The following is a 23,389-nucleotide window of genomic DNA, read 5'->3' as shown; positions in this document are numbered from 1 at the left end:
ATGATTTTGTCTGCCATCTTTTTTGACCTGTTTTGAGCCACAGAAAAAGCATTTTTTGTGTTCAAAGCTTTTGACCTCGCTAAAAGCCTTACAGAATAGGGCTTTTCAAACTTTTTAGCACCTAAAATGTCCCTTTGCCCTTTATTGCGGAATTTCAATCAATAAAGCCCCGTTTTCCTGCCGCCAATTGAGTTGGCGCAAGACGCTCATGCCGAGCAGGACTTCATCATCCATGTTCGGCATAATCCATACGGGAACGTTTTTCATCAGAATCGGTCCGATTTCCAGCCGCGCAATGCGGCTGGCGCGGGCTTCAACACTGCCGTTAGCGGTTTGCATTGTGCCGTAGCCACCGCGTTCCAAGCCGGCTAAATCGGCGATTTTTTCATTGACGGCAATGCCCGTGGCACCGGTATCGAGCAAGAAGTTGACGGCTATGCCGTTGATGGCGCCGTCTGCGCGGTAATGATGACCGTCAGAGGCTTGGAGTTTGAGGGTTTGAATGCCGTTGATGCTTTCTATGCTGCTGCTTTTTCTCAAATATCCGCCAAAATGAAGGAATATCAGCAGTAAAATGCCTAAAAATGCCAGTATGCTGAAATAAAAGCCGAAATTATTTTGTGCATTAGGTGAGGATGTGTTCATTTTTTCGAGTGTGGATTAGTGTTATCTTGCGCAAGGTTTCTTATGTATTTTAACTGATGGAGCGAATGATGAATATCAATAATATTTTAAATCAAGTTTTAGGTGCCGGTCAGCAGTATAGCCGCAATGGCAGCGTCAGCGGCAAGGGATTGGGCGGTTTGCTGCAAAATAGCGATCAATTGAAAAAATTGGGCGGTGGCGCGGCTGCTGCCGGTATTTTGTCGATGATTTTAGGCGGCAGCAACGGTTCGCGCGGCATGGCGGGTTCTTTAGCCAAAATGGGTTCTTTAGCAGCGGTAGGTTCTCTGGCTTATAAGGCCTATCAGGATTGGCAGCGCAATAATGAAGGTTCCGTGCAGCAAGGTACGGCGGCTCAGACCGGCGCTGCCAACCGTGGCGAGGTGATGGTGCCGACTGCGGAACGTGGCAGTGTTGAAGTGGAAAATAACAGCCGCTTGATTTTAAGAGCGATGGTTTCCGCAGCTAAGGCGGACGGCGAGATTAGCGCGGATGAGGAACGTGCGATTGTTGAGCAGATCGGCACTGAAGATCGTGAAGTGCAGCAATGGTTGCAAAGTATTATTGCCAATCCGCCTTCTGTACAGCAGATTGCCGCAGAGGTGGGCGGTGATCAAGGATTGGCGGCCGAGGTGTATTTAGCGGCGCGTATTGTCTGCGGTGATTTGGATCGCAAGGAAATTATTTATTTGGCGAATTTGCAGCAAGCGCTTGGTTTGCGTGATTCTTTTGTGGAGTTATTGGAAAAGCAGGCGGGTTTTTAAACAATACCGCTTAAAAAAGCACCTTCGCGGTGCTTTTTTATTGGCGCCTGTTTGATACTAGTGCTAGAATGCGCGCTGTCCGCCCGTAGCTCAGCTGGATAGAGCGTTGCCCTCCGGAGGCAAAGGCCAGGGGTTCGAATCCCTTCGGGCGGGCCATTTTTAGGTTTCCTTTTGTGTGTTTGCTCACTTTTGCGGGCTTTTTTACCGGCAAATGTATAGTTAATTCATGACAAAGGAGAACGCTTAACGCGTTATATTCCTTATTGTTTACGTCGATATGTAAAAGTCACATTTTATGTTGTTTTGATATGAATTTACTGGGCGGATTCAAGGATTAAACCGCGTGGGCAACAAGTTGCCCACCTTATCTTGCGTGTCTTTATTTGAGCCGAATTAACTATAAAATATGCCTATTCTCCATTCGGGCATTTTTTCGCTATAGTCGGAGAAGTCAAAAAGTAGCGCAAGGCGGCGAGCCGTAGACAGTACAAGAACGTACGGCAAGGCGAGCCAAGTCCTTAATGCTTTTTCAATTTTTCGACTATATAGCCCTAAGGCTTGAAATGCTGCTACAACCCTGTCTTGCTTTATTCTTTGCGGCTTATTGCCTTATTGTATTTTGCTTGCCATCGATGATAAGTATTTGCATGATGCGGTGATATTTTCTTAGTGGTATTTAAAAGGGCTGCGCTATATAATCCGCCTTTTTGCGGAATATAAGGTTATGGCTAATCAAGAATCGCGTGTCTTATTATTAGAGGGGGTTCACCAAAATGCGGTGGATAGTTTGCAGCGTGAGGGTTTTACGCAAATCACCGCTTTGCCTGAGGCTTTGGAAGGCGAGGAGTTGCAGGAGGCTTTGGCGCAGGCGGATGTGGTCGGTATTCGTTCGCGTACGCAGCTTAGTCGCGAAGTCTTGCAGGCGGCGCCGCATTTACGCGCCATCGGCTGTTTTTGCATCGGCACGAATCAGGTGGATGTGCAGACGGCGCAGCAGTTAGGTATTCCTGTTTTCAATGCGCCGTATTCCAATACGCGCTCGGTGGCGGAGTTGGTCTTGGCGGAAATCATTTCTCTTTTGCGCGGCATGACAGATAAAAGCCATATGGTGCATATCGGCAAATGGCCTAAGAATGCGAAGGGATCTTATGAGGCGCGCGGAAAAACTTTAGGTATTGTCGGTTACGGCAATATCGGCGCGCAATTATCCGTCTTAGCCGAAGCTTTGGGTATGCGCGTGATTTATTTTGATGTGGAAACCAAGCTGCCGCTTGGCAATGCCGAACCGGCGATGTCATTGGATAGTTTGTTAAAAGAGTCGGACGTGGTGAGTTTGCATGTGCCTGAATTGCCTTCGACAAAGAATATGATGACGCATCGAGAGTTTGCCTTGATGAAGAAGGGGGCGATGTTTATTAATGCGGCACGCGGGCATTGTGTGTCGATAGAAGATTTGCATACCGCTTTATTGTCCAAGCATTTGGGCGGCGCCGCCTTGGATGTGTTCCCGATTGAGCCCAAAGGCAATGATGAGTCTTTGGATTGCCCTTTGCGCGGTTTGCCAAATGTTATTTTAACGCCTCATATCGGCGGTTCTACGCAGGAAGCGCAAGCCAATATCGGTTTGGAAGTGGCGGAAAAATTGGCGAAATTTATTATTACGGGCTCTACGGTGTCTGCGGTGAATTTTCCTGAGATTTCATTGCCAAAGCAGGAGGGAGCGCACCGTATTTTGCATATCCACCATAATCAGCCCGGCGTATTGGCGGACGTGATTCATTTATTTGCAGAAAATGGCATCAATATTAGTGCACAGGCATTGATGACGCGTAATGATATCGGAATGTTGCTGATGGATATTGACGATAGCAGTTCGACGGTGGCTTTGGAAAAAATTCGCGGTGTGGCGGGTACAATTCGCGCGAGATTATTAAGCTGATTGTCTGCAGAAATTCTTTTCCCAAAAGTATAAGAAAGCCGCTGTGAGGAGCGGCTTTCTTGTATCGTTTATTCGAATCGGTGCGTGTATTGCAGTCCTATGAAATGCGAATCTGCTTTGAATTTGCTTGAGCCGCTAACGCTCGAATCAACGCAAGGACTAATGCTGCATCCGTTGAATTTTGCTTCGGAATCTTTAACGGTCACATAGCTGTAGCCAAGATTGATGCTGCTCTTGTCATTGAGTTCGTATTTAGCGCCAAGAGACAGCCAAAAGCGGTCATTATCCGGCATGGTCACGAGGCGGTGTTCGACATCTCTGATAGGTGCTTGATCCCAAGCAATACCTGCGCGTAATTGCAAAGGTTCGCTGATTTGATAGCTGCCGCCAAGCCCAATGCGCCATGTATCTTTCCAATGCGGAGAAATACGGCTGATTTCCGTCTCTCCGCCTACGACGGCTTTTTTATTTTCAAAGGTAATATCTAATTCATTAAAACGCGAATGGCGCGTCCAAGTAACATTAGCAAAGAGATCTAATTGCGGACTGGCTTGATACATGCCATGCAAAGACAATGATTCAGGTGTGGCGATTTTACCGCTGACGCCTTCTTCTGCAGCATAGCCGTTAGCTCGCACACCGGCAACCGCAAGAGGATTAGCGAATGCAGAACCTTCCAGCGACCAGTTTGCTCGCCCTTTAAGAGTGTGTTTGATAGAGCTGCGATAGCTTAGTCCCAAACGTGTTTGCTCGTTTACATCCCACATCCAGCCTAAATTAAAACCAAAACCCCAGTCATCTGCATCGATTTCGGCAAAGCCGTCTGCCAGACCATTAGGAATACGAGTGCCGCTTGCTCTTGAGAGTGCAGGAGAAAAGTTAGCATATTTACGCAGTTTGGCATCAGCATGTTGGGCGATAAGTCCTATGCCGATGCTGTGTTGTGGATGAATTTTAAAGGCAATCGAAGGGTTGATGGCAAGAGTTTGCAGTTCCGTGCGATTAATCGCATAACGGTTAACACTTTGATGATCATATTCTGTCGAGGTGCCGAAGGGGACATAAACCCCTAATCCGGCAGTAATATTTTCATTGATTGGATAGGCAAAATAGGCATGCGGAATCATTTTCCATTGATCGGCGATTTTACCGCTTGAATTACCGTTAACTGCTCCAGCACCTGCATAAGCAGGATAGCTTGCTTGCGCATCATAATATCTGGCGTTTGGACGTGCTAATAAAACATTTCCACTAATTTGCATGCTGTTTAAATAACTTAATCCCGCAGGATTGTAAAAAATAGTGCCTGCATCTGCCGCTTCTGCAGCGGATGCATCGGCGGTACTCATGGCGGAAATGTTTTGTCCGCCGACATTATAGCCGGAGGCAAAGACGGTACTGGCAAAAGCGGCTACTAAGCTGCCGAGTAAGATTTTTTGTAAGCTATACATCATATCTATATCGATTTGTGTTCCTATCTTTACTTTAGCATAAAATTACCTTAATGAAATAGTTAAGATGAAAAACTTTCTATGCTTATCTGATTTTCTTGCTCCTTTTCCGCTAACGGTATTTTTACAAATAAGTTGCGTCTGTTATCTTTCGATTTTGTGGTAAACTGGGCGATTTTTGCCGGGCTAGCGCTTTGGCTTTATTCATTCAGCGGAGAAGTAAAATGACTCATCACATTGCAAAAGACATCGATCCACAAGAAACTCGGGAATGGCTTGTTGCCTTAGCAAATGTTCAAGAACGCGACGGCGAGGAACGCATCCAATTCTTATTGGCGGAATTGGCAAAACAAGCCAAAATTGCTGTCAGTACAGGTGTAACCCCCTATATCAACACAATTTCTCACGAAGATCAGCCGACTTATCCGGGCAATATGCTTTTAGAGAGAACGATTCGTAATGCCATTCGTTGGAATGCTATCGCTATGGTTCTGCGTGCCGGTAAAAATACCAACGTCGGCGGCCATATCGCTTCCTTTACTTCAGCGGTGATGCTGTATGAAGTCGGGCAGAACCATTTTTGGCGCGGTCAGGAAGACGGTCATTTGGGGGATTTGGTATTTTTCCAAGGTCATTCTTCGCCGGGTATGTATGCCCGCGCCTATTTGGAAGGTCGTTTGAACGAAGAGCAATTGGATCATTATCGTCAAGAAGTGGACGGCAAAGGCATCTCTTCTTATCCGCATCCTTGGTTGATGCCGAATTTCTGGCAATTCCCCACCGTATCTATGGGTTTAGGTCCGATGATGGCGATTTATCAGGCGCGCTTTATGAAATACATGGAAGATCGCGGCTTCTTGCCTGAGAATGATCGTAAAGTCTGGTGCTTCTGCGGCGATGGCGAGATGGACGAGCCGGAATCGCGTGGTGCTTTAGCAACTGCCGGTCGCGAGCATTTGGATAATTTGATTTTTGTCATTAACTGCAATTTGCAGCGCTTGGACGGTCCGGTACGCGGCAACGGCAAGATTGTGCAGGAACTTGAAGCCGAGTTTCACGGCTGCGGTTGGGAAGTGATTAAAGTGTTGTGGGGCAGCGGTTGGGACAAACTTTTTGCCAAAGACAAAGACGGTCTCTTGCAAAAACGCATGACCGAAGTATTAGACGGCGATTATCAAACTATCCGCGCCAAAGACAGTCAATATTTGCGTGACTTTTTCTTCAATACCCCGGAACTGAAAGAGCTGATCGCCGATTGGACGGATGAAGACTTGTGGGCATTGCGCCGCGGCGGGCATGATGTTGAAAAAGTCTATGCTGCTTATCACAGAGCCGTGCGTAGCGACAAACCTGTCGTGATTCTTGCGCAAACGGTCAAAGGATTCGGTATGGGCGAAGCCGGTGAAGGACAGAATATTGCGCATCAGGCCAAAAAAATGACGCTCGAGCAGCTGCGTCATTACCGTGAGCGTTTCGAAATAGATGTGAGTGATGATATTGTCGAAGAAGTAGGTTTTGTCAAACTTGAAGAAGGTAGTGAGGCATACAACTATCTTCACGAACGTCGCAAGGCGCTTAACGGCTATGTGCCGACGCGGCGCGAAACATCCGAAGCTTTGGAAATTCTTGATTTATCCGCATTTGATGCCGTGTTGAAAGGTTCCGGCGAAGGGCGCGAAATTTCAACGACGATGGCTTTTGTGCGCGTGTTGAATACCCTGATGAAAGATAAGAATATCGGCTCGCGTATTGTGCCGATTGTGCCGGACGAATCGCGGACTTTCGGTATGGAAGGAATGTTCCGCCAATACAGTATTTGGAATCAAAAAGGTCAGCAATATGTGCCGCAGGATCAAGGACAACTCATGTATTACCGTGAGGACAAAAAAGGTCAGATTTTGCAAGAAGGCATCAATGAAGCCGGCGGCATTTGTGATTTTATTGCAGCAGGCACGGCGCATTCCGTACATAATCAGCCGATGGTGCCTTTCTATATCTATTACTCCATGTTCGGTTTCCAACGCTTTGGCGATTTTGCTTGGGCTGCGGCGGATCAGCGTTGCCGCGGTTTCTTGGTAGGCGGTACTGCCGGACGCACGACCTTGAACGGCGAAGGCTTGCAGCATGAAGACGGGCACAGTTTGATTCAAGCGGGTTTGATTCCTAACTGTATGCCTTATGATCCTACTTATGGCTACGAATTGGCTGTTGTCGTCCAAGACGGTTTGCGCCGTATGTACACAGAGCAAGAGGATATCTTCTATTATCTGACGGTGATGAACGAAAATTACTATCAGCCGGCGATGCCTGAGCGTGAAGGTATTGAAGAAGAGATTCTTAAGGGATTGTATTCACTAAAAACTTCAGAAAAAAATTCTGAATTGCGTGTGCAATTGATGGGCTCAGGCACGATTTTGAACGAAGTCGTTGAAGCGGCAGCTTTATTAGAATCCGATTGGGGCGTAGCGGCAGATGTGTGGAGCGCTACCAGCTTTACCTTATTGGCACGCGATGGTATGGAAGTAGAACGCTACAACCGCTTAAATCCGATGCAGACACCGAAAAAATCATTTATCGCCCAGCAATTGGAAAATCGCACAGGACCTGTGATTGTCGCGACGGATTATATTCGTGCTTACGGCGAACAAGTGCGCGCTTATTTGCCGGAAGGTTGCCGCATGACGGTATTGGGTACAGACGGTTTCGGCCGTTCCGACACGCGTGCAAAATTGCGTGAATTCTTTGAAGTGAACCGTTATTATATTGTGCTTGCCGCGCTGAAATCATTGGCTGACAGCGGTAAAATTGAAGCGCAAAAAGTAGCGGATGCGATTGCCAAATACGGTATTGTTGACAATGGCTTTGCTTTGTACCGTTAATTGCTGATTACAGGAGAAAAAAATGAGTATTGAAATTCGTGTTCCAGATATTGGCGATTTTGATGCAGTGGACGTTATTGAAGTATTGATTAAAGCCGGCGATAACATCGAAGCGGAGCAATCCGTTTTAGTCTTAGAGTCGGATAAAGCCTCAATGGAAGTGCCGGCTAGCAGCGGCGGTGTGGTAGAAAGCGTTAATATCAAAGTCGGCGATAAAGTCAAAGAAGGCGATGTGATTGCTGTTTTAAGCGGCGGCGAGAAAGCAGCTGCTGAAGAGGATAGCCAGCCGAAAAATGAAGCGGCGCAAGAAACTTCATCATCAAACGATAAGGGCAGTGGCGAAACTCAAGAGCTAACCGTGCCGGATATTGGCGACTTTGATAGTGTGAGCGTGATTGAAGTCAACGTGAGCCTAGGTCAGGAAATTGCCAAAGATGAGACCTTAATTACACTTGAATCGGATAAGGCCTCAATGGAAGTGCCAGCGGAATTTGCCGGCGAATTAGTCAGCTTGAATGTGAAAGTGGGCGATAAGGTTTCTAAGGGAACAGTGATCGGTACTGTCAAAGCAGCGGGCGGTAAACCTGCTCAATCTGCACAAGCGGCAGCAGAGAATAAAGCCGCGCCGGCGAAAGAAGAAGCTAAAACTGCTCCAAGCACAGCGCAAAAAGCCTCTGATGCGCCTGTTAAAGAGCAAACACCTGCGATTGCTATTGATGAAGACGCTTTTGCCAAAGCCTATGCAAGCCCGGCAGTACGCCGTTTTGCACGCGAACTCGGGGCGGATTTGGGCAAAATTAACGGAACCGGTCGTAATAATCGCATTCTGGAAGAAGATGTTAAATCATGGATTAAGCAAACCTTAGCTTCTGTGGCTTCCGGCAATGTTTCGGCTACGGCAAGCGGGACGGGTATTCCGCTGATTCCGGCAGTCGATTTCAGCAAATTCGGTGAAATTGAAGAGCAAAAATTATCGCGTATCAATATCTTAACCGGCGAAGCGATGACGCGTTGCTGGCTGAATATTCCTCATGTGACCCAACATGATAAATGCGATATCACGGAGCTTGAGGCTTTCCGCCAATCTTTGAAAGCGGCAGCCGAAAAACGCGGTGTACGCGTTACCATGTTGGCTTTCTTGATGAAAGCATTGGTGGCGGGATTAAAAGAGTATCCGCGCTTTAATTCTTCTTTATCTCCTGACGGCAAGTCGCTGATTCTGAAAAAATACTATAATATCGGCATCGCGGTGGACACGCCTAACGGTTTGGTTGTGCCGGTTATCCGCGATGTGGATAAAAAAGGTATTTATGAATTATCGGCCGATTTGATGGAAGTGAGCAAAAAAGCGCGCGACGGCAAATTAAGCCCGAAAGATATGTCCGGTGCTTCAATGACGATTTCCAGTTTGGGCGGTATCGGCGGAGAGTATTTCACGCCGATCGTCAATGCGCCGGAAGTCGCGATTTTAGGGGTTTCGCGTTCAAGTATGGAACCCGTATGGAACGGCAAAGAATTCGAACCCCGTTTGATGTTGCCAATGTCATTGTCTTTTGACCATCGTGTGATTGACGGGGCTTTGGGTGCAAAATTAACGGTCTTTATCGGTCAAATGTTGACAGATATGAAGAAAACTTTGTTATAACGAGATAGAAAGGACTTCTATGTACTTTCAATTGTACCGCAGGGCGCTGATTTCAGCGCTGCTGCTGGTACCAATCATTATACAGGCTAGGGAATTGCCGCAAATCTTGCGTGATGGCATGGTGAGAAATCCTGAAATCATGGAAGCCTTGGCTAATGAATCGGTATCGCAAGCAGTATTAGAGCAAAGCAAGGCGGCACGTTATCCGGTCATACAGGCAACTGCCAGACAGCCGATGTTATCTACTGGCAGTGGCTATTCTTTTACGCCGGGCATTTCCGCGCAATGGACTTTGTACGATTTCGGCAAATTGTCCGCACAAATTGCCGCGGATGAAATCGAAACTTTTTATCAAAATTTAAAAGTCAGCGAAACCGCCGAACAATGGGCGTTTAAATTCGCCGGTTATTATCTGGATGCGGTTATGGCGAAATTACAGCTTGAAGCCGCGCAGGACAATTTGGCTTTGCATAATCATATTGTCGATCAAATGCGGATTATTAATCAGTACGATCCCGGACGGCGTTCGGAATTAACGCAAGCCGAATCACGGCAGGAGAACGTGGAAGAATCCATTGTCAGTTACCGCCGAAATCTGGATTTGAATTTACGCCGCATGGGGCGTTATGTGCAGCCTGCGGTAACGGCTTCGGAATTAAACGATCCTTTTGCGCAGTTAAGTCCGCAATATTTAATCGATACCTTCCCGATGACGGAAGAATGGCAGCGTCGCAATTCCAGTTATCTGGCGCAAGAGCAGGAGTTGCTGAAAAACGAAGCCAATTTAAAAGTCGCACAGCGTTCAATTTATCCCAATATCGATATTCGAGCCGATGCAAATAAAGATGATGCGATGGTTTATTTCAACATGTCGGTGGATATTTTTGACCGCAAAAAAGCGCCGGCCATTCGTCAGCAAGAATATTTAATTGAAGCGGCGCGTGCAAAAATTTCGCAAATGGCGGATTCTTTGAGCGAACAGGCGGAATTAGCCCTGATTGAAATGGAGCGGGCGGCGGCGCAAATTAAAGTGATTGACCGTCAAATCATGGCTTTGCAGCAAGTGGTTGTCGATTATGAAGATCAATTTAAAATTGCTACCCGTACATTATTGAATGTGGTCGATGCTTACAGCGAATTGGCGACAGCCAAACAGAGCAAAGTGAGCATGCAATACTCGCTGATGCGCGCCAAATTAGATTATTTGGTAGCGGTGGGCGGATTAACCAAATGGGCGCAAATGACTTTGCACAGAGATGCCTTGCTCGGCCGTACGCCGGCAGATGCCGATATCGAACAAAACACACATGTGGTCATTGATGCGCAGCCGCTGGAGCAAATCAGCCGACAAGAAGCACGGCGAAATGACGATGCTTTGGCGCGTTTACCCGAACCTTCCGGGCAAACAGTAGTTATAGAGCAGAGAAGTATCGCTCCGGCAACGGAAACAGTGGTTTTGGCGAGTCAAGATATTGAAGTAAATACGCCAAGTATTCAGCACAATGCCGTTTCTATGCAGCAGATCAAGCAGACTCCCCAATCAAGAAGCGGAATCGTTGTCGTTGAACCTTATGTCGCTGAGCAGCCTTATTTTTCCTATCCGCGCGGCGATTATTTCCTGCCGCCTCAAGCACAGTCGGCGGCAAAGGAATTTATTCAGGTTGATGAAAGCAGCGATGTCGTCATCCATAAGCATTAACACAATATTTATTATTTTGTCTCAGGAAGTTTTATATGCAAGCATTGCTTGAACATTTAAGCCTACTTACCCGCATACACGGCACGCCTGTATCTGCGATTACCTTGGCAAGCCTTACCCCGCGTGATAATGCAGGGGACTATGATTACAAGGTCTTGACAGAAGAATTAAAACATCAGGGCTTTGATAATTCATTGCGCCAGGCGCCTTTGAAAAAGATTCATAATCTGACCTTGCCGGCAGTTATTTTACTGCGCGATGAGCAAGCCGCCGTATTAAAGCGCATTGATACGCAGAACGAAACCGCTGTGATTGAAATGAACGGTTTCGGCGATCAAACGGTAACTTTAAAAGAACTTGACGAGCAATATTTGGGTTATGTCTGGCATTTAAAACCTAAAACAGAGGCCGATACCCGTTCCGAACTGCCGGAATATGATTTGCCTAAGGGTTGGTTTTGGCGGGTGATTTTCCGTTTCCGTAAATATTATTATCAAGTCATTATCGCGACTTTCGTGATTAACTTTTTGGCATTGGTCAGCTCCTTATATGTGATGAATGTCTATAATCGCGTGATTCCGAATAAGACTTATGAAACCTTATGGGCATTGAGTATCGGCGTGGTTCTGGCGATTATTTTTGAGTTTATTGCCAAATTGATACGCGGACATTTGACTGATATTGCAGGCAAAAAAGCGGATTTGATCATTTCCTCGGCTTTATTCCGCCGCGTCTTGCAGCTTAAAATGAAAGATAAACCTGTTTCTTCAGGCTCTTATGCCAACAATCTGCGCGATTTCGAATCGGTGCGGGATTTTATGACTTCTGCCAGCCTCTTGGCATTTGTCGATTTGCCTTTCTTTTTCCTTTTCATCTTTGTGATGTATATGGTTGCCGGTCCTTTGGCGATTGTGCCGACCTTGGTCATGCCTTTGGTTGTGATTGTGGGCATGTTTGCGCAGATTCCTTTGGCGCGCTCGATTAACGAATCGATGCGCGAATCTTCGCAGCGTCAAGGTTTGGCGGTTGAAGCCATTGAAGGCGTGGAAACCTTAAAAGCTAACAATGCTTTCTCTTGGGCGCAGAAACGTTGGGACAATTACACCGCCAAAACGGCAGCATCCAATATTAAAACTAAAGATTACAGCATGATGGTAACGAGTTTCTCTACCGCCATGCAGCAATTGAATACCGTCGGTTTGGTCTTATGGGGAACCTATTTGATTAATCATCCCGTGCAAGAGAACCGCATCTCGATGGGGGCTTTGATTGCTTGTGTGATTTTATCGGGACGCGCTTTAGCGCCGATTGCGCAAATTGCCGGCTTAGCCGTGCGCTTCCAGCAAGCGAGAATGGCTTTGCGCGGCGTTAACGGCATTGCGGAACGTCCGATTGAGCGCAGTCCGGATCGTCAATACATTACTCTTGACCATGTGCGCGGCGATATTCTCATGGATAAATGCCAATTCGCTTATGCCCAAGATACACGCAAAGCCTTGGCTAATGTGACGGTGCAAATTCGCGCCGGCGAAAAAGTAGCGATTTTAGGACGTATCGGCAGCGGTAAATCCACACTCTTAAAATTATTAACCGGTTTGTATGAGCAGCAAGAAGGCATGATTAGTCTTGACGGCGTGGATATTCGTCAGATTGACCCGTATTTCCTGCGTCATAATGTTGCCTTGCTGGGGCAATCGCCGCGCTTATTTTTAGGCAGTTTGCGCGAAAACCTCGATATGGCGCGCGCAGACGGATTTTTCTCCGACGAACGCCTGATTCATGCCTTGCAGCGTTTCGGCTTGGCACGCATTATTCAAAATCATCCGATGGGCTTGGATATGCCGATCGGTGAAGACGGCGCCGGTTTGTCGGGCGGTCAAAAACAAATCGTGGCATTGGCGCGCCTGACTTTGAAAGATCCTTCGGTAGTGCTCTTAGACGAGCCGACCAGCGGGCTTGATCAAAACACCGAAATGCAGGTGCTTGCGGCCTTGCGCGAATGGATTGGCAATAAAACGATGATAGTAGTCACGCATCGTCCGCAATTATTGGATTTGGTTGACCGCATCATTGTGATGGAGCAGGGGCAGATTGTCATGGACGGCCCGAAAGCAGCCGTCTTGGCGCAATTATCCGGTAAAGCACCGCCGCCTCAGCAGGCCCAACATCCTGCCGCAGCACATAATAATACCGTCAAATTAGCTGACGTACCGGTGCAGCGTCGTCCGCAAGAAAATATCTAAAGGCATCACCTATGGCAAGAAAAGACAAACTGAGCAAACGCGATTTAAAACTCGTTAACGACCTCAATGCCGCCATGCAGGAAGAAACCCATTACGGTTTATGGCTTGGCGTATTGTTGATTACCAGTTTAATGATTGTGTTTATTTACTGGGCGTATAACAGCGAACTGGAAGAAGTGACGGTCGGGCAGGGCTCGATTATTCCGAGTTCGCGTCAGCAAATGGTGCAAAGCCTTGACGGCGGGATTTTAAAATCGCTTGAAGTGCGCGAAGGGCAGACCGTGAAACGCGGCGATGTCTTAGTAACCCTTGACGATACCCGCTATTCCGCTATTTTGGCGGAAAGTGAGGCGAAAATGCTGAATTTGGAAGCCATGGCGGCGCGTTATTCGGCGGAAGCCTACGGCACGCCTTTGCAATTCCCCGATAATGTCAGCGAAGAATTGCGCAAGCGCGAAACTATTGCTTATAAGGCGCGCAAAAAAGCCTTGGAAGAAACCTTAAGCGGTCTGCACAAGTCTAAGCAGATTTTAGACGAGCAAATTCGCCGCACGGCGGCAATGGTGCAGCGAGGCGTATCTTCAGAGATCGAATTACTGCGTATGCAGCAGCAATCTACCGATATTACTCTGAAAATCAATGAAACGCAGAATAAATACACCACCGATGCCAATGACAATTTGGTACGCACCGCCGCAGAATTGGCACAAGCACGCGAAAACGTTGCGAAAAATGCCGACCCTGTGGCAAGAGCGGTGATTTATTCGCCTGTGGACGGTATCGTCAATAATATTAAATTCAATACCATCGGCGGGGTTATCCGCGCCGGCGAAGATATTATGGAAATCGTGCCGGTAGGGGAAAACTTATTGGTGCAGGCCTATATCCGTCCGCAAGACGTGGCATTTATCCGTCCGGGACAAGAAGCGGTCGTCAAACTCAGCGCCTATGATTATTCCGTTTATGGCGGCTTGGAAGGAGTCGTTACTTTGATTAGTCCCGATACCCTGCAAGACGATCGCCGTCCCAGCCAGCTGAATTTAAATGCCAACGAATCCTACTACCGCGTATTGGTGGAAACCAATGACAGCAAACTGACCGATAGAAACGGCGAGCCCTTGGAAATTATTCCCGGCATGGTGGCAACGGTGGATATTAAAACAGGCAAGAAAAGCGTCTTTGATTATCTTACCCGTCCTGTTACCCGTATGAAGCAGGCGTTTAGAGAACGTTAGAAGGCTGTCGATATTTCGGAGAAATGGGGCGTACAAGGCTAGGCAATGCTGAATACTCTTTCAATCTCTTGATTATAGAAAAGAAAAAGGTATCCCTTGCGATACCTTTTTTATGGCTTGCTTATGCCAAATGATCGCGCGTGGCGCTAAAGACGATGTCGGGGAAACGCTCTTGCGTCAGTTGTAAATTGACGCGACTCGGCGCGACATAGACCAATTGACCGTAATGGTCGTGCGCCAAATTGGCTTGGTTTTTATCAATGAATTGCTTTAAGGCTTTATCATTCGGTGCTTCAATCCAGCGCGCGGTAGAAACATTAACGCCTTCAAATTGGCAGCTCACATTATATTCGGTTGCCAGCCTTTGCTGTACCACATCAAATTGCAATACGCCTACCGCGCCCAGAATCAAATCATTGCCGATCATGGGTTTAAAAAATTGCGTTGCGCCTTCTTCGCAGAGCTGTTCCAAGCCTTTGAGCAGGGCTTTCATTTTCAGCGGGTCTTTGAGGCGCACGCGGCGGAACAGCTCGGGCGCAAAATCCGGAATGCCCGTGAATTGCAGATCTTCGCCCTCGGTAAAGGTATCGCCGATGCGGATTGTGCCGTGATTGTGAATGCCGATGATGTCGCCGGCAAGGGCTTTTTCGGCATGATCGCGTTCGGCGGCTAAAAAAGTCAGCGCATCGGGGATTTTGACATCGCGGGCAAGGCGTACTTGGCGCAATTTCATGCCGGGGCTGAATGCGCCGGAATTGATGCGCATAAAAGCAATGCGGTCGCGGTGTTTGGGATCCATATTCGCCTGAATTTTAAACACAAAACCGGTAAATTTCGCCTCTTCGGGCTGCACGGCGCGCGAGGTTGCCTGATGCGGCAAAGGCGAGGGGGCATAGTCGGCAAAATCGCTGAGCATTTCGTTGACGCCGAAATTGCTAATCGCAGAGCCGAAATATACCGGCGTCAGTTCACCTTTGAGATAGGCTTCGCGCTCAAAGGGATTGCTGGCTTCGCGCAATAATTCGACTTCCGCGCGGAAATTGTCAATCATATCAGGCAATAATTCATCAAGATGCGGATTATCCAGCCCTTGCACTTCTTCGCCATTGTTAATCAAAGCGCCTTTGCCTGGTTCATAAAAATAAACGGTATCGCGTTGCAGATGATAAACGCCTTTTAAATTGCGCCCCATGCCGATTGGCCAAGTAACTGGCGCACAACGGATTTTCAGCACATTTTCCACTTCGTCCATCAGCTCCATTGGGTCGCGGCCTTCGCGGTCGAGTTTGTTGATGAAAGTAAAAATGGGGGTGTCGCGTAGGCGGCAGACTTCCATCAATTTAATGGTGCGTTCTTCTACGCCTTTGGCGCAGTCAATCACCATTAAGGCGCTATCGACAGCGGTTAAGGTGCGGTAGGTATCTTCTGAGAAGTCTTCGTGTCCAGGCGTATCTAAGAGGTTGATAACTTTGCCTTGATAGGGAAATTGCATTACTGATGAGGTAACAGAGATACCGCGTTCTTGCTCCATTTGCATCCAGTCGGAAGTGGCATGGCGTGCGGCTTTGCGTCCTTTAACGGTGCCAGCCATCTGAATAGCGCCGCCAAAAAGCAGCAATTTTTCGGTTAGCGTGGTTTTGCCGGCATCAGGGTGGCTGATAATGGCAAAAGTGCGGCGGTCACGCCAGTCATTAGAAAGTAATTCACTCATAAATTATGTGTTCAAGATTAGAAAGGCGCGGATTTTAACACATTATTGGCTTATTGGCTGTGTGTGGCGGCAGTGCGGAAAACGCGAGCAGCCGTAAAAATGCTGACCGGCAAATTCTCCTTTTTTCGCGGTTCTTTCCAGCATTTTTGCGCCGCATTTCGGGCAGCGAGGCGTGCGGTGTAATTGCTCGATATGTTGTTGCAGATTGTCTGTGTTATTTTCTAATCTGGCATGTTGCAAGCGGGCAATTAAGGACGGAATTTCCTTTTCTTCGAATAGAATTTCTTTTTTCTGCTCGTATAAGGCGGCATACGAGGATTTACGGCAATAAACTTGATTTGGAATATCCGTTTTGAATTCCGCATCTCCGATAAAAACAACGGCAGAATGGATTTTTTCTCTCGGAATGGCTAAGAGATCGGCAATCGCCTGACAATGTTTGTAATTTTGATGCAGGGGATTTTGAAAGCGGTATTTTTTTCCATTAGGAAAGGTTTGCGTCCATTGTCTTTCTCGTTCTTGGGCAAATATCCAGCCTGATTTGTTTTTGGTTTCTACGACAAATACGCCGTATATGGAAATGACGATGTGATCGATTTGCGTACTCTCGCCGTTTGGCAGTTTTAGCAAAACATCATCAAAATCATGATAATCAGCGCCTAAATTCCAGTCATGAATACCCTGTACGCGTCTTTCGCCTAATCTGCCTTTTTCTTGCGCATGGATTTTTTTCTTTTCTTCAGTACCTGATGTGGCGCTGAACAGTAGCCCTAAGCAGATAATGACGATAAGTAAAACGATGAATAATATTTCCATGAAAATATGCTTTAATCTTTTTTGTTTTTCAATAAATTATTCGCCGCTTGTTTGCCCGCGACTAAAAAGCCGTAGCAGATAAAGGCGCCGGCGGGCAGGGCGGCGAGTATCATGCCGTTGTCTATTTTAATAACTTGAATGCGCCAATCTGCCGCGGCATCGCCGAAGATCAGATGCGCGCCGCTAAACAGGGTGCCTTGGGCGAGGATTTCGCGAATGGCGCCGAGCAGCAGCAGGATAAGGGCAAAGCCGATGCCCATAAAGAGTCCGTCAAGAGCGGCGTATTTGACGGTGTTTTTTACGGCATAGGCTTCGGCGCGCGCGATAATCACGCAGTTGGTAACAATCAGGGAAAGGTAGATGCCCAGACTTTGATAGAGCGGATAGGCAAAGGCTTGAATCAGGATTTCGCAGAGGGTAACGGCGCCGGCAATCAGCAGCACAAAGACGGGAATGCGGATTTCATTGCGCAGAAAGCCGCGCGTGAGCGAGACGAGAGTATTGGAGAGGGTTAACACGAAAATGGTGGCGATGCCCAGTCCCAGTGCATTGATGAAGGTATTGGAAACGGCGAGCAGGGGGCAGAGTCCGAGGATTTGCACCAATGCGGGGTTATTATCCCAGAGTCCGTTTTTCAGCAGTTTGCGGCTTTCAGCGTCCATGATGATTCTCCTGATGGTCTTGCCAGTCTTGCAGGGTTTTGCCGACTAATTCGGTAACGGCGCGTGGGGTGATGGTTGCGCCTGTGAAGGCATCGAAATCGCCGCCGTCTTTTTTAACTTTAAAGCGGCGGCTTTGCAGGCTGTGTCCGCGGAAATCTTCGATCCATGCGCTGACGCGGCGTTCGATTTTATCGCCCAGTCCGGGGGTTTCTTTATGGTTTAAGACGCGAACACCCAGCAGCTGGCGATTGTCCGGAGCGATGCCGATCAGCACGCCGATATAGCCGTTGTAGCCTTTTAGGGTTTGGGTGCTGATGAAGTTTGCCAGCAGGCGCTCGCCGTCTTTGGCTTGATAGAGGGTAACGGGAATACCGCCGAGATTGAGACTTTCGGCATTGTGCAGCAGATCGGCATTGAGAGGCTGCGCCGTGTAGATTTCGGCAAAGGTGCCGAGCAGGTGTTGTTCTTTTTGCGCGGCAATGCGTCCGCTAAAGGCAAGATAGGCGAGCGAGAGCAGGCTGATGCAGATGGCGGCAAAGCTGCTGAGGCGGAACATGGCGCGGCGGGAATCGGAATTTAAGAGCAGCATTAGCGGTATTTGGGGCTGAGGTTGTCTAAAATCGCTACGGCGGCATTTGCCAGCAAGACGGCAAAGGCGAAGCCGTCGGGGAAATTGCCGAGGTTGCGAATGGCGATGCAGAGTATGCCGATGAGCAGGGCATAGAGTAGGCGCCCGAGCGGCGTAGTGGCGGCGGTAATCGGGTCGGTGGCGATGAAAAAGGCGCCGAAAATTAGTGCGCCCGAGAAGAGCTGTTGCAGCGGATTGAGGTAGGCATGGCTATCGTACAGCCAGAATATTCCGGCGGTGATAAAGGCGGCAATCAATACCGCCGCGCTGATTTTCCAATCAAGGTATTTTTTCCATGCCAGCCATATGCCGCCCAAGCTCCAAGCGATGGCTTGCGCCAGACTAGGCAGGTAAGGCGTGCTGATTTGGCTCACCGCGGTGTCGGCAATGCGCGCTTGGCGGCTGCTGTCGAGCAGGGTGGCGGCGGTGTGGGCATCTACCGAGTTGAAGAGACTGAAAAAATCTAGGCTTTCTGCGCTGTGCTGCCCCATGATGGCAGGGAAGCTGACCAGTAAAAAGCAATAGCCGACCATGGCGGGATTAAAGGGATTCATGCCCAGTCCGCCATAGACGTGTTTGCCGCAAATCAGGGCGAAAGCGCAGCCGAGGACGACAAGCCAAGCAGGCACCAGCACCGGCAGGCAGAGCGCAAGCAGGAGGGCGCTCAGCATGGCGCTGCCGTCTTTGAGCGCGAATAGGATTTGCTTTCCTGTTCTGCCGCGCAGGGCAAGTAAACTGCCTTCGATCAGCCAAGCGCTCATCAGGGCAATGCCCAGCAACCCCAGCCAGCGGCCGCCTTCAAGATAGATTTGTACGGCAATTCCCGGCAGCAGCGCCGCAATGACCGACCACATGATGCGCGCGCTGGAGGGCGCAACGTGGAAATAAGGCACGCCAATGGATTGAGAGCGGCGAATCATGAGGGTTCTCCTGAGTTGCGTTGTGCTTGTCTGGCTTGTTTGCGCGCTTCGGCTTTGGCGCGTGCGGCGGCGAGTTTGGCTTCACGTTCTTCGTCGGCATTAGGCTCGCTGTGTGCAGCGGGATTTTCTGCCGCCGCTTCTTGTCTTGCCGCACGTTTGGCAGCGGCTCTGGCTTTGGCGGCTTCGATTGCCGCCTGTTTGTCTGTTATGTGCTGTTCTTCTTTATTGTTTTCTATGCTGTTTTCACTGTCTGTTGCCTGTCTTTGGGCGCGGCGCGCTTCGGCTTTGGCAAGTGCGGCGGCTATTTTGGCTTGTTTTTCCGCCGCGGCTTGCTCTTCGGGGCTGAGTTGCTGCTGTCTTGCCGCACGTTTGGCGGCGGCTCTGGCTTTTGCCGCTTCAATGGCACTTTGTTTGCCGCTGTCTTCAGGGCTGAGGGCTTGCGGGGGGAGTCCTGTTTGCGCAGGATTGGGCATGCTGCGCGTGCCGGTGGTGGGGTCGAAATTGCCGAGATGTCTTTGCGCATGGGCTTCGCATTTGGCGGCTTGCGCCGCTTCTGCGATGGCTTGATTGGCTTGTTTGTCGCCGCCTTGGCTGCGTTGTTGCAGGGCTTCGCGCTTGGCCTGCATTTTGGCTTGACGTTCGGCGGCTTCGCGCTCTAGGCGGGCCTCGCGGGCTTCATGGCGGGCTTTGGCGCGTTCGGCGGCGGCTTTGTCGCGGGCGGCGCTGCGCAGGGCGCTTTTGCTGTCGCGGTAGTATTGTACCAGCGGGATGTGTGCCGGGCAGACGCTGGCGCAGATGCCGCATTCGATGCAGTTGAAGAGGCGGTATTGATTGAGTTTTTTCTCTTCCAGATTGCGGCTGTACCAGTAGAGTTGCTGCGGCATGAGGCTGATCGGGCAGGCATCGGAGCAGCGTGCGCAGCGGATGCAGTCGGTGGCGGCTTGTTCGCTTGGCATGGGTAGTAGCAGCAGGCAGTTGGTGGTTTTGCCGATGCCTGCGGCTTGAGAATGTTGCGGTTCGCCCATCATCGGCCCGCCGATAAGCAGGCGCGTACCGGCTTTTTGTCCGCCTGCGGCGGCGATTAAGGCGGCGATGGGGGTTCCAAGGCGGACGATGCGGTTTTGCGGCTGCATGATGCCTTCGCCTGTAATGCTGAGGTAGCGTTCGATGAGGGGGATGCCGAGCAGTAGGGCGTCATGCACGGCTTTCATGGTGGCGCTGTTGTGGCAGATGATGCCGGCATCGGCGGCATGGGCGTCGGCGGGCAGGCGGCGCTTGAGGGTGAGTTCGATCAATTGGCGCGAGTTGCCCGAGGGGTAGCGCACCGGCACGACGCTGAGCTTGATGCGTGTATCGCCGCTGTTTTCAATCGCTTGTTTTAAGGCGGCAATCGCCTGCGGTTTGTCGTCTTCAATACCGAAGACGATTTCTTGGGCATGGACGATATAGGCGCTTAATTGTGCGCCGCGCACAATAGCTGCCGCATGTTCGCGGATTTGCATGTCATCGCAGCTGATATAGGGTTCGCATTCGGCGGCGTTGATGAGCAGAATGTTGGCTTGGTTCGCCAGTTTGCGGGCGGTGGGAAAGCCGGCGCCGCCCAGTCCGGCGATGCCGCAGAAGGCGATGCGTTCGCGCAAGAGATGGGGCGGGGTGTTTTCATCCAGCGGCGGCAGCGGGGCGGCAGCTTGGTCTTTGCCGTCTGCTTCGATGATGATACTGAGGGCGGCTTCGCCGCTGCGGTGTATGTCCGGCTGCGGCGCGATGTCGGCAATAATGCCGGAAGTCGGGGCGTGCAGCATCAGCCCTGCCAGTGTCGAGGCTTGGGCAATGGCTTGTCCTTTCAGGACGGCGTCGCCGATGTTGCAGAGCGGTTCCAGCCAGTTGCCGTCGCGTTGGCGCAGACTGAGGATGTAGCGCGCTTCAAGCGGGTGGATTTGTGCCGGCTGCTGCGTGGACATGGCTTTATGCGCCGGCAGGTGCAATCCGCCGTGAAAGCCGTGTTGTTCAGGGCGGCCGCCCAGCAGCCAATCAAGGATTTTCATGGTCTGCTCCCGTGTTGCTGTCTTGCGGCTGTGTCCATTGCCACAAAGTCGCATCGCGCGGTTTCATCACGATGCAGTCCACAGGGCAGGGGTCTACGCAGAGTTCGCAGCCTGTGCATTCGTCGGCAATGATGGTGTGCATTTTTTGATTGCTGCCGATAATGGCATCGACGGGGCAGGCTTTGATACATTTGGTGCAGCCGATACACCAGTCTTCGACGATAAAGGCGACTTGCGGCGGCTTTTCTTCGCCGACTTCGGCATCTAATGGCTTGGCTTCGAGTCCGAGTAAATCGGCGAGTTTCTGCACGCCTTCTTGTCCGCCGGGCGGACAGCGGTTGATGTCGGCTTCGCCTTTGGCAATCGCTTGGGCATAGGGTTTGCAGCCGGCGAATCCGCATTGTCCGCATTGGGTTTGCGGCAAAACGGCTTCGATTTTTTTGACAATCGGATCGCCTTCGATTTTAAATTTCTGCGCAAAATAGCCCAGCAGCAAACCGCATAGGGCGATGAGGGCGAGCAATAGGAATAGTGCGACGATACTCATGCCCAACCGCCGAAGCCCATAAAGGCGATTGCCAAAATGCCGGCGCTAATCAGAGCGATAGGCGTGCCGCGAAAAGGCAGCGGCACGTCTGCGGCTTCTAAGCGTTCGCGAATGGCGGCAAAGAGAATCAGCACCAAGGTAAAGCCTAAGGCTGCGCCCAGTCCGTAAACGGCGGAGGCGAGCAGGCTGTGTTCTTGATTGGCATTGAGCAAGGCAACGCCGAGCACGGCGCAATTGGTGGTAATCAGCGGCAGATAGATGCCGAGCAGGCGGTGCAACAGCGGGCTGGTTTTGGCGATGAACATTTCGGTCAGCCCGACCAGAACGGCAATCGCGACGATAAAAGAAATGGTGCGCAAATATTGCAGATTGAAGGGGCGCAGAAGATAGGTGTCGATGAGATTGGCGCTGCAGGCGGAGAGGGTCAGCACAAAGGCGGTGGCAAGCCCCATACCCAGCGCGGTGTCGAATTTGCGCGACACGCCCATAAAGGGGCAAAGTCCCAAAAATTGGCTTAAAACAAAATTATTCACCAAGGTCGTGGCGAAAATAATGGTTAGGTAGTATTGCACAAATGCCTCGAAGATTTTTTTGCGTATTTTAGCGCAAAATGCCTTGCCATGCTTTGGCGCGGCTTGAGGCATTATGATATGGAGGAAGCCCGATAAACGCGCTGAATATGAATGATTAAATATAATTGCTCGTCTTCATTCAGCGTTTTATTAAATTGATGCTGCAAATATTTTTCGATGCGCAGTACGCATTGGTATGCTTTGGGATAGGCGTTTTTGCTTTGCCGGTAGAGAAAATCGTCGTCCGGCGGTGCGGCGGTGGTTTTGAATAAACGCAGGGCAAAATATTGCAGATGGGCGATAAAGCGGGCGTAATCGAGGCTGTTTTCATCCAAGCAGCAGTTGAAATGATAGCCGACCAGATTGAGGATGTCTTTGATAATTTGTGTGGTGCGGTAGGTTTCCGACATGTTTTCGCTGTCGGTTCGGGCATTGAAAATATGCAGGGCGATAAAGCCTATTTCATCCTCAGGCATGGCTACATTTAAGCTTTGTTCAATTAAGCCAAGCGCATAACGTCCAATTTCAAATTCTTTGCGATACAGACGCTGGATTTCAAAAGACAGGCTGTTGTCGATGGGTTTTTGCTGTTTGACCCGCTCGACAGCATGGTAAATATGGTCGGTTAGGGTGGCGTAAAGGCTGTTCGACAGCGGTTTGCCGAATTGTTCTTGGGCATATTGGGCAATGCGGTTGGTCAGCAGGAAATACTCGGTAGGGATGTCGCTTAAAATCTCGTTTAATCGCTCGGTAAACGGGCTTTTGTTGTAGCTGAAGGTTTTTTCTACCGCATTTTGCTCGACGCAATCGTCTATTTTTTGCCGAATGCGAGGGCGTTCAGAAATCTGTGTCAGTTTAATCAAAGGCTCATCACCTTATCTAAGCGCCCGGGGAAATGGATAGACAACTGCATCATAGTTTGTCCCGAATTGTTGATAGGTCTTGTCCATTTCTCACCGGCATTTAACAT

Annotated in this window: 18 protein-coding genes and 1 tRNA gene; 8 read left to right on the top strand and 11 right to left on the bottom strand. The window is 49.6% G+C overall.

Annotated features, from left to right (window positions below; genetic code table 11):
• Positions 1-141: 141 nt before the first annotated feature.
• The gene (locus tag ACJHVI_RS08990) at positions 142-645 is read right to left on the bottom strand and encodes a retropepsin-like aspartic protease family protein (RefSeq protein WP_483184403.1); all 504 of its coding nucleotides are present in this window, start codon (positions 643-645) and stop codon (positions 142-144) included.
• A 68-nt stretch (positions 646-713) separates the two neighbouring features.
• Between ACJHVI_RS08990 and ACJHVI_RS08985 the strand changes: the two genes are divergently transcribed.
• The 3 genes from ACJHVI_RS08985 to serA all read left to right on the top strand — a co-directional run bounded on the left by ACJHVI_RS08985 (position 714) and on the right by serA (position 3,366).
• Positions 714-1,427, top strand: a complete 714-nt coding sequence (locus tag ACJHVI_RS08985) for a tellurite resistance TerB family protein (RefSeq protein ID WP_483184404.1) — start codon at positions 714-716, stop codon at positions 1,425-1,427.
• Positions 1,428-1,506: 79 nt separating this feature from the next.
• Positions 1,507-1,583: transfer RNA gene (locus ACJHVI_RS08980), tRNA-Arg, on the top strand.
• 568 nt (positions 1,584-2,151) lie between these two features.
• Positions 2,152-3,366: a phosphoglycerate dehydrogenase gene (serA, locus tag ACJHVI_RS08975; RefSeq protein WP_483184402.1), complete on the top strand. Its 1,215-nt coding sequence runs from the start codon at positions 2,152-2,154 to the stop codon at positions 3,364-3,366.
• Positions 3,367-3,434: 68 nt separating this feature from the next.
• On the opposite strand, the gene ACJHVI_RS08970 is transcribed toward serA, so the two are convergent.
• Positions 3,435-4,820: an OmpP1/FadL family transporter gene (locus ACJHVI_RS08970; protein ID WP_483184401.1), complete on the bottom strand. Its 1,386-nt coding sequence runs from the start codon at positions 4,818-4,820 to the stop codon at positions 3,435-3,437.
• Between the two features lie 221 nt (positions 4,821-5,041).
• Here ACJHVI_RS08970 and aceE point away from each other — a divergent pair, with 221 nt between their 5' ends.
• Genes aceE through ACJHVI_RS08945 form a run of 5 tightly spaced genes read left to right on the top strand, consistent with a single transcriptional unit; the run spans position 5,042 to position 14,518 of the window.
• Positions 5,042-7,696 (top strand): pyruvate dehydrogenase (acetyl-transferring), homodimeric type, encoded by a 2,655-nt coding sequence (gene aceE, locus ACJHVI_RS08965; protein WP_483184400.1) that lies wholly within the window; start codon positions 5,042-5,044, stop codon positions 7,694-7,696.
• Between the two features lie 22 nt (positions 7,697-7,718).
• Positions 7,719-9,341, top strand: a complete 1,623-nt coding sequence (gene aceF / locus ACJHVI_RS08960) for a dihydrolipoyllysine-residue acetyltransferase (protein WP_483184399.1) — start codon at positions 7,719-7,721, stop codon at positions 9,339-9,341.
• Between the two features lie 19 nt (positions 9,342-9,360).
• Positions 9,361-11,040, top strand: a complete 1,680-nt coding sequence (locus tag ACJHVI_RS08955; RefSeq protein WP_483184398.1) for a TolC family protein — start codon at positions 9,361-9,363, stop codon at positions 11,038-11,040.
• A gap of 35 nt (positions 11,041-11,075) precedes the next feature.
• Complete coding sequence (locus ACJHVI_RS08950) at positions 11,076-13,283, top strand: type I secretion system permease/ATPase (RefSeq protein WP_483184397.1); 2,208 nt, start codon at positions 11,076-11,078, stop codon at positions 13,281-13,283.
• Between the two features lie 11 nt (positions 13,284-13,294).
• Entirely contained in the window at positions 13,295-14,518 is a 1,224-nt protein-coding gene (locus tag ACJHVI_RS08945; RefSeq protein ID WP_483184396.1) for an HlyD family type I secretion periplasmic adaptor subunit, read from the top strand.
• Between the two features lie 121 nt (positions 14,519-14,639).
• Here ACJHVI_RS08945 and ACJHVI_RS08940 read toward each other — a convergent pair whose 3' ends face one another.
• The 9 genes from ACJHVI_RS08940 to ACJHVI_RS08900 form a co-directional block, all read right to left on the bottom strand.
• Positions 14,640-16,229, bottom strand: coding sequence for a peptide chain release factor 3 (locus ACJHVI_RS08940; RefSeq protein WP_483184395.1), 1,590 nt, complete (start codon positions 16,227-16,229; stop codon positions 14,640-14,642).
• 42 nt (positions 16,230-16,271) lie between these two features.
• Complete coding sequence (locus ACJHVI_RS08935; protein ID WP_483184394.1) at positions 16,272-17,045, bottom strand: NERD domain-containing protein; 774 nt, start codon at positions 17,043-17,045, stop codon at positions 16,272-16,274.
• A gap of 11 nt (positions 17,046-17,056) precedes the next feature.
• On the bottom strand, positions 17,057-17,707 hold the full coding sequence (locus tag ACJHVI_RS08930) for an electron transport complex subunit E (RefSeq protein WP_483184393.1): 651 nt from the start codon (positions 17,705-17,707) through the stop codon (positions 17,057-17,059).
• The gene (locus tag ACJHVI_RS08925; protein ID WP_483184392.1) at positions 17,697-18,296 is read right to left on the bottom strand and encodes an RnfABCDGE type electron transport complex subunit G; all 600 of its coding nucleotides are present in this window, start codon (positions 18,294-18,296) and stop codon (positions 17,697-17,699) included. Before ACJHVI_RS08925 ends, ACJHVI_RS08930 begins: the two co-directional genes overlap by 11 nt.
• Positions 18,296-19,255 carry an RnfABCDGE type electron transport complex subunit D gene (locus ACJHVI_RS08920; RefSeq protein WP_483184391.1) on the bottom strand — a complete coding sequence of 320 codons (960 nt, stop codon included), beginning with the start codon at positions 19,253-19,255 and terminating at the stop codon, positions 18,296-18,298. The genes ACJHVI_RS08925 and ACJHVI_RS08920 overlap by 1 nt, the downstream gene beginning before the upstream one ends.
• Positions 19,252-21,300: an electron transport complex subunit RsxC gene (gene rsxC, locus ACJHVI_RS08915; protein ID WP_483184390.1), complete on the bottom strand. Its 2,049-nt coding sequence runs from the start codon at positions 21,298-21,300 to the stop codon at positions 19,252-19,254. Before rsxC ends, ACJHVI_RS08920 begins: the two co-directional genes overlap by 4 nt.
• Positions 21,287-21,847, bottom strand: a complete 561-nt coding sequence (gene rsxB / locus ACJHVI_RS08910) for an electron transport complex subunit RsxB (RefSeq protein ID WP_483184389.1) — start codon at positions 21,845-21,847, stop codon at positions 21,287-21,289. The genes rsxC and rsxB overlap by 14 nt, the downstream gene beginning before the upstream one ends.
• Positions 21,844-22,419 carry an electron transport complex subunit RsxA gene (gene rsxA, locus ACJHVI_RS08905; RefSeq protein ID WP_483184388.1) on the bottom strand — a complete coding sequence of 192 codons (576 nt, stop codon included), beginning with the start codon at positions 22,417-22,419 and terminating at the stop codon, positions 21,844-21,846. The genes rsxB and rsxA overlap by 4 nt, the downstream gene beginning before the upstream one ends.
• 71 nt (positions 22,420-22,490) lie before the next feature.
• Complete coding sequence (locus ACJHVI_RS08900) at positions 22,491-23,282, bottom strand: PRD domain-containing protein (RefSeq protein WP_483184387.1); 792 nt, start codon at positions 23,280-23,282, stop codon at positions 22,491-22,493.
• Between the last annotated feature and the right edge of the window lie 107 nt (positions 23,283-23,389).

The organism is Suttonella sp. (assembly GCF_056855035.1).
This window is presented reverse-complemented; position numbering and strand designations above follow the sequence as displayed.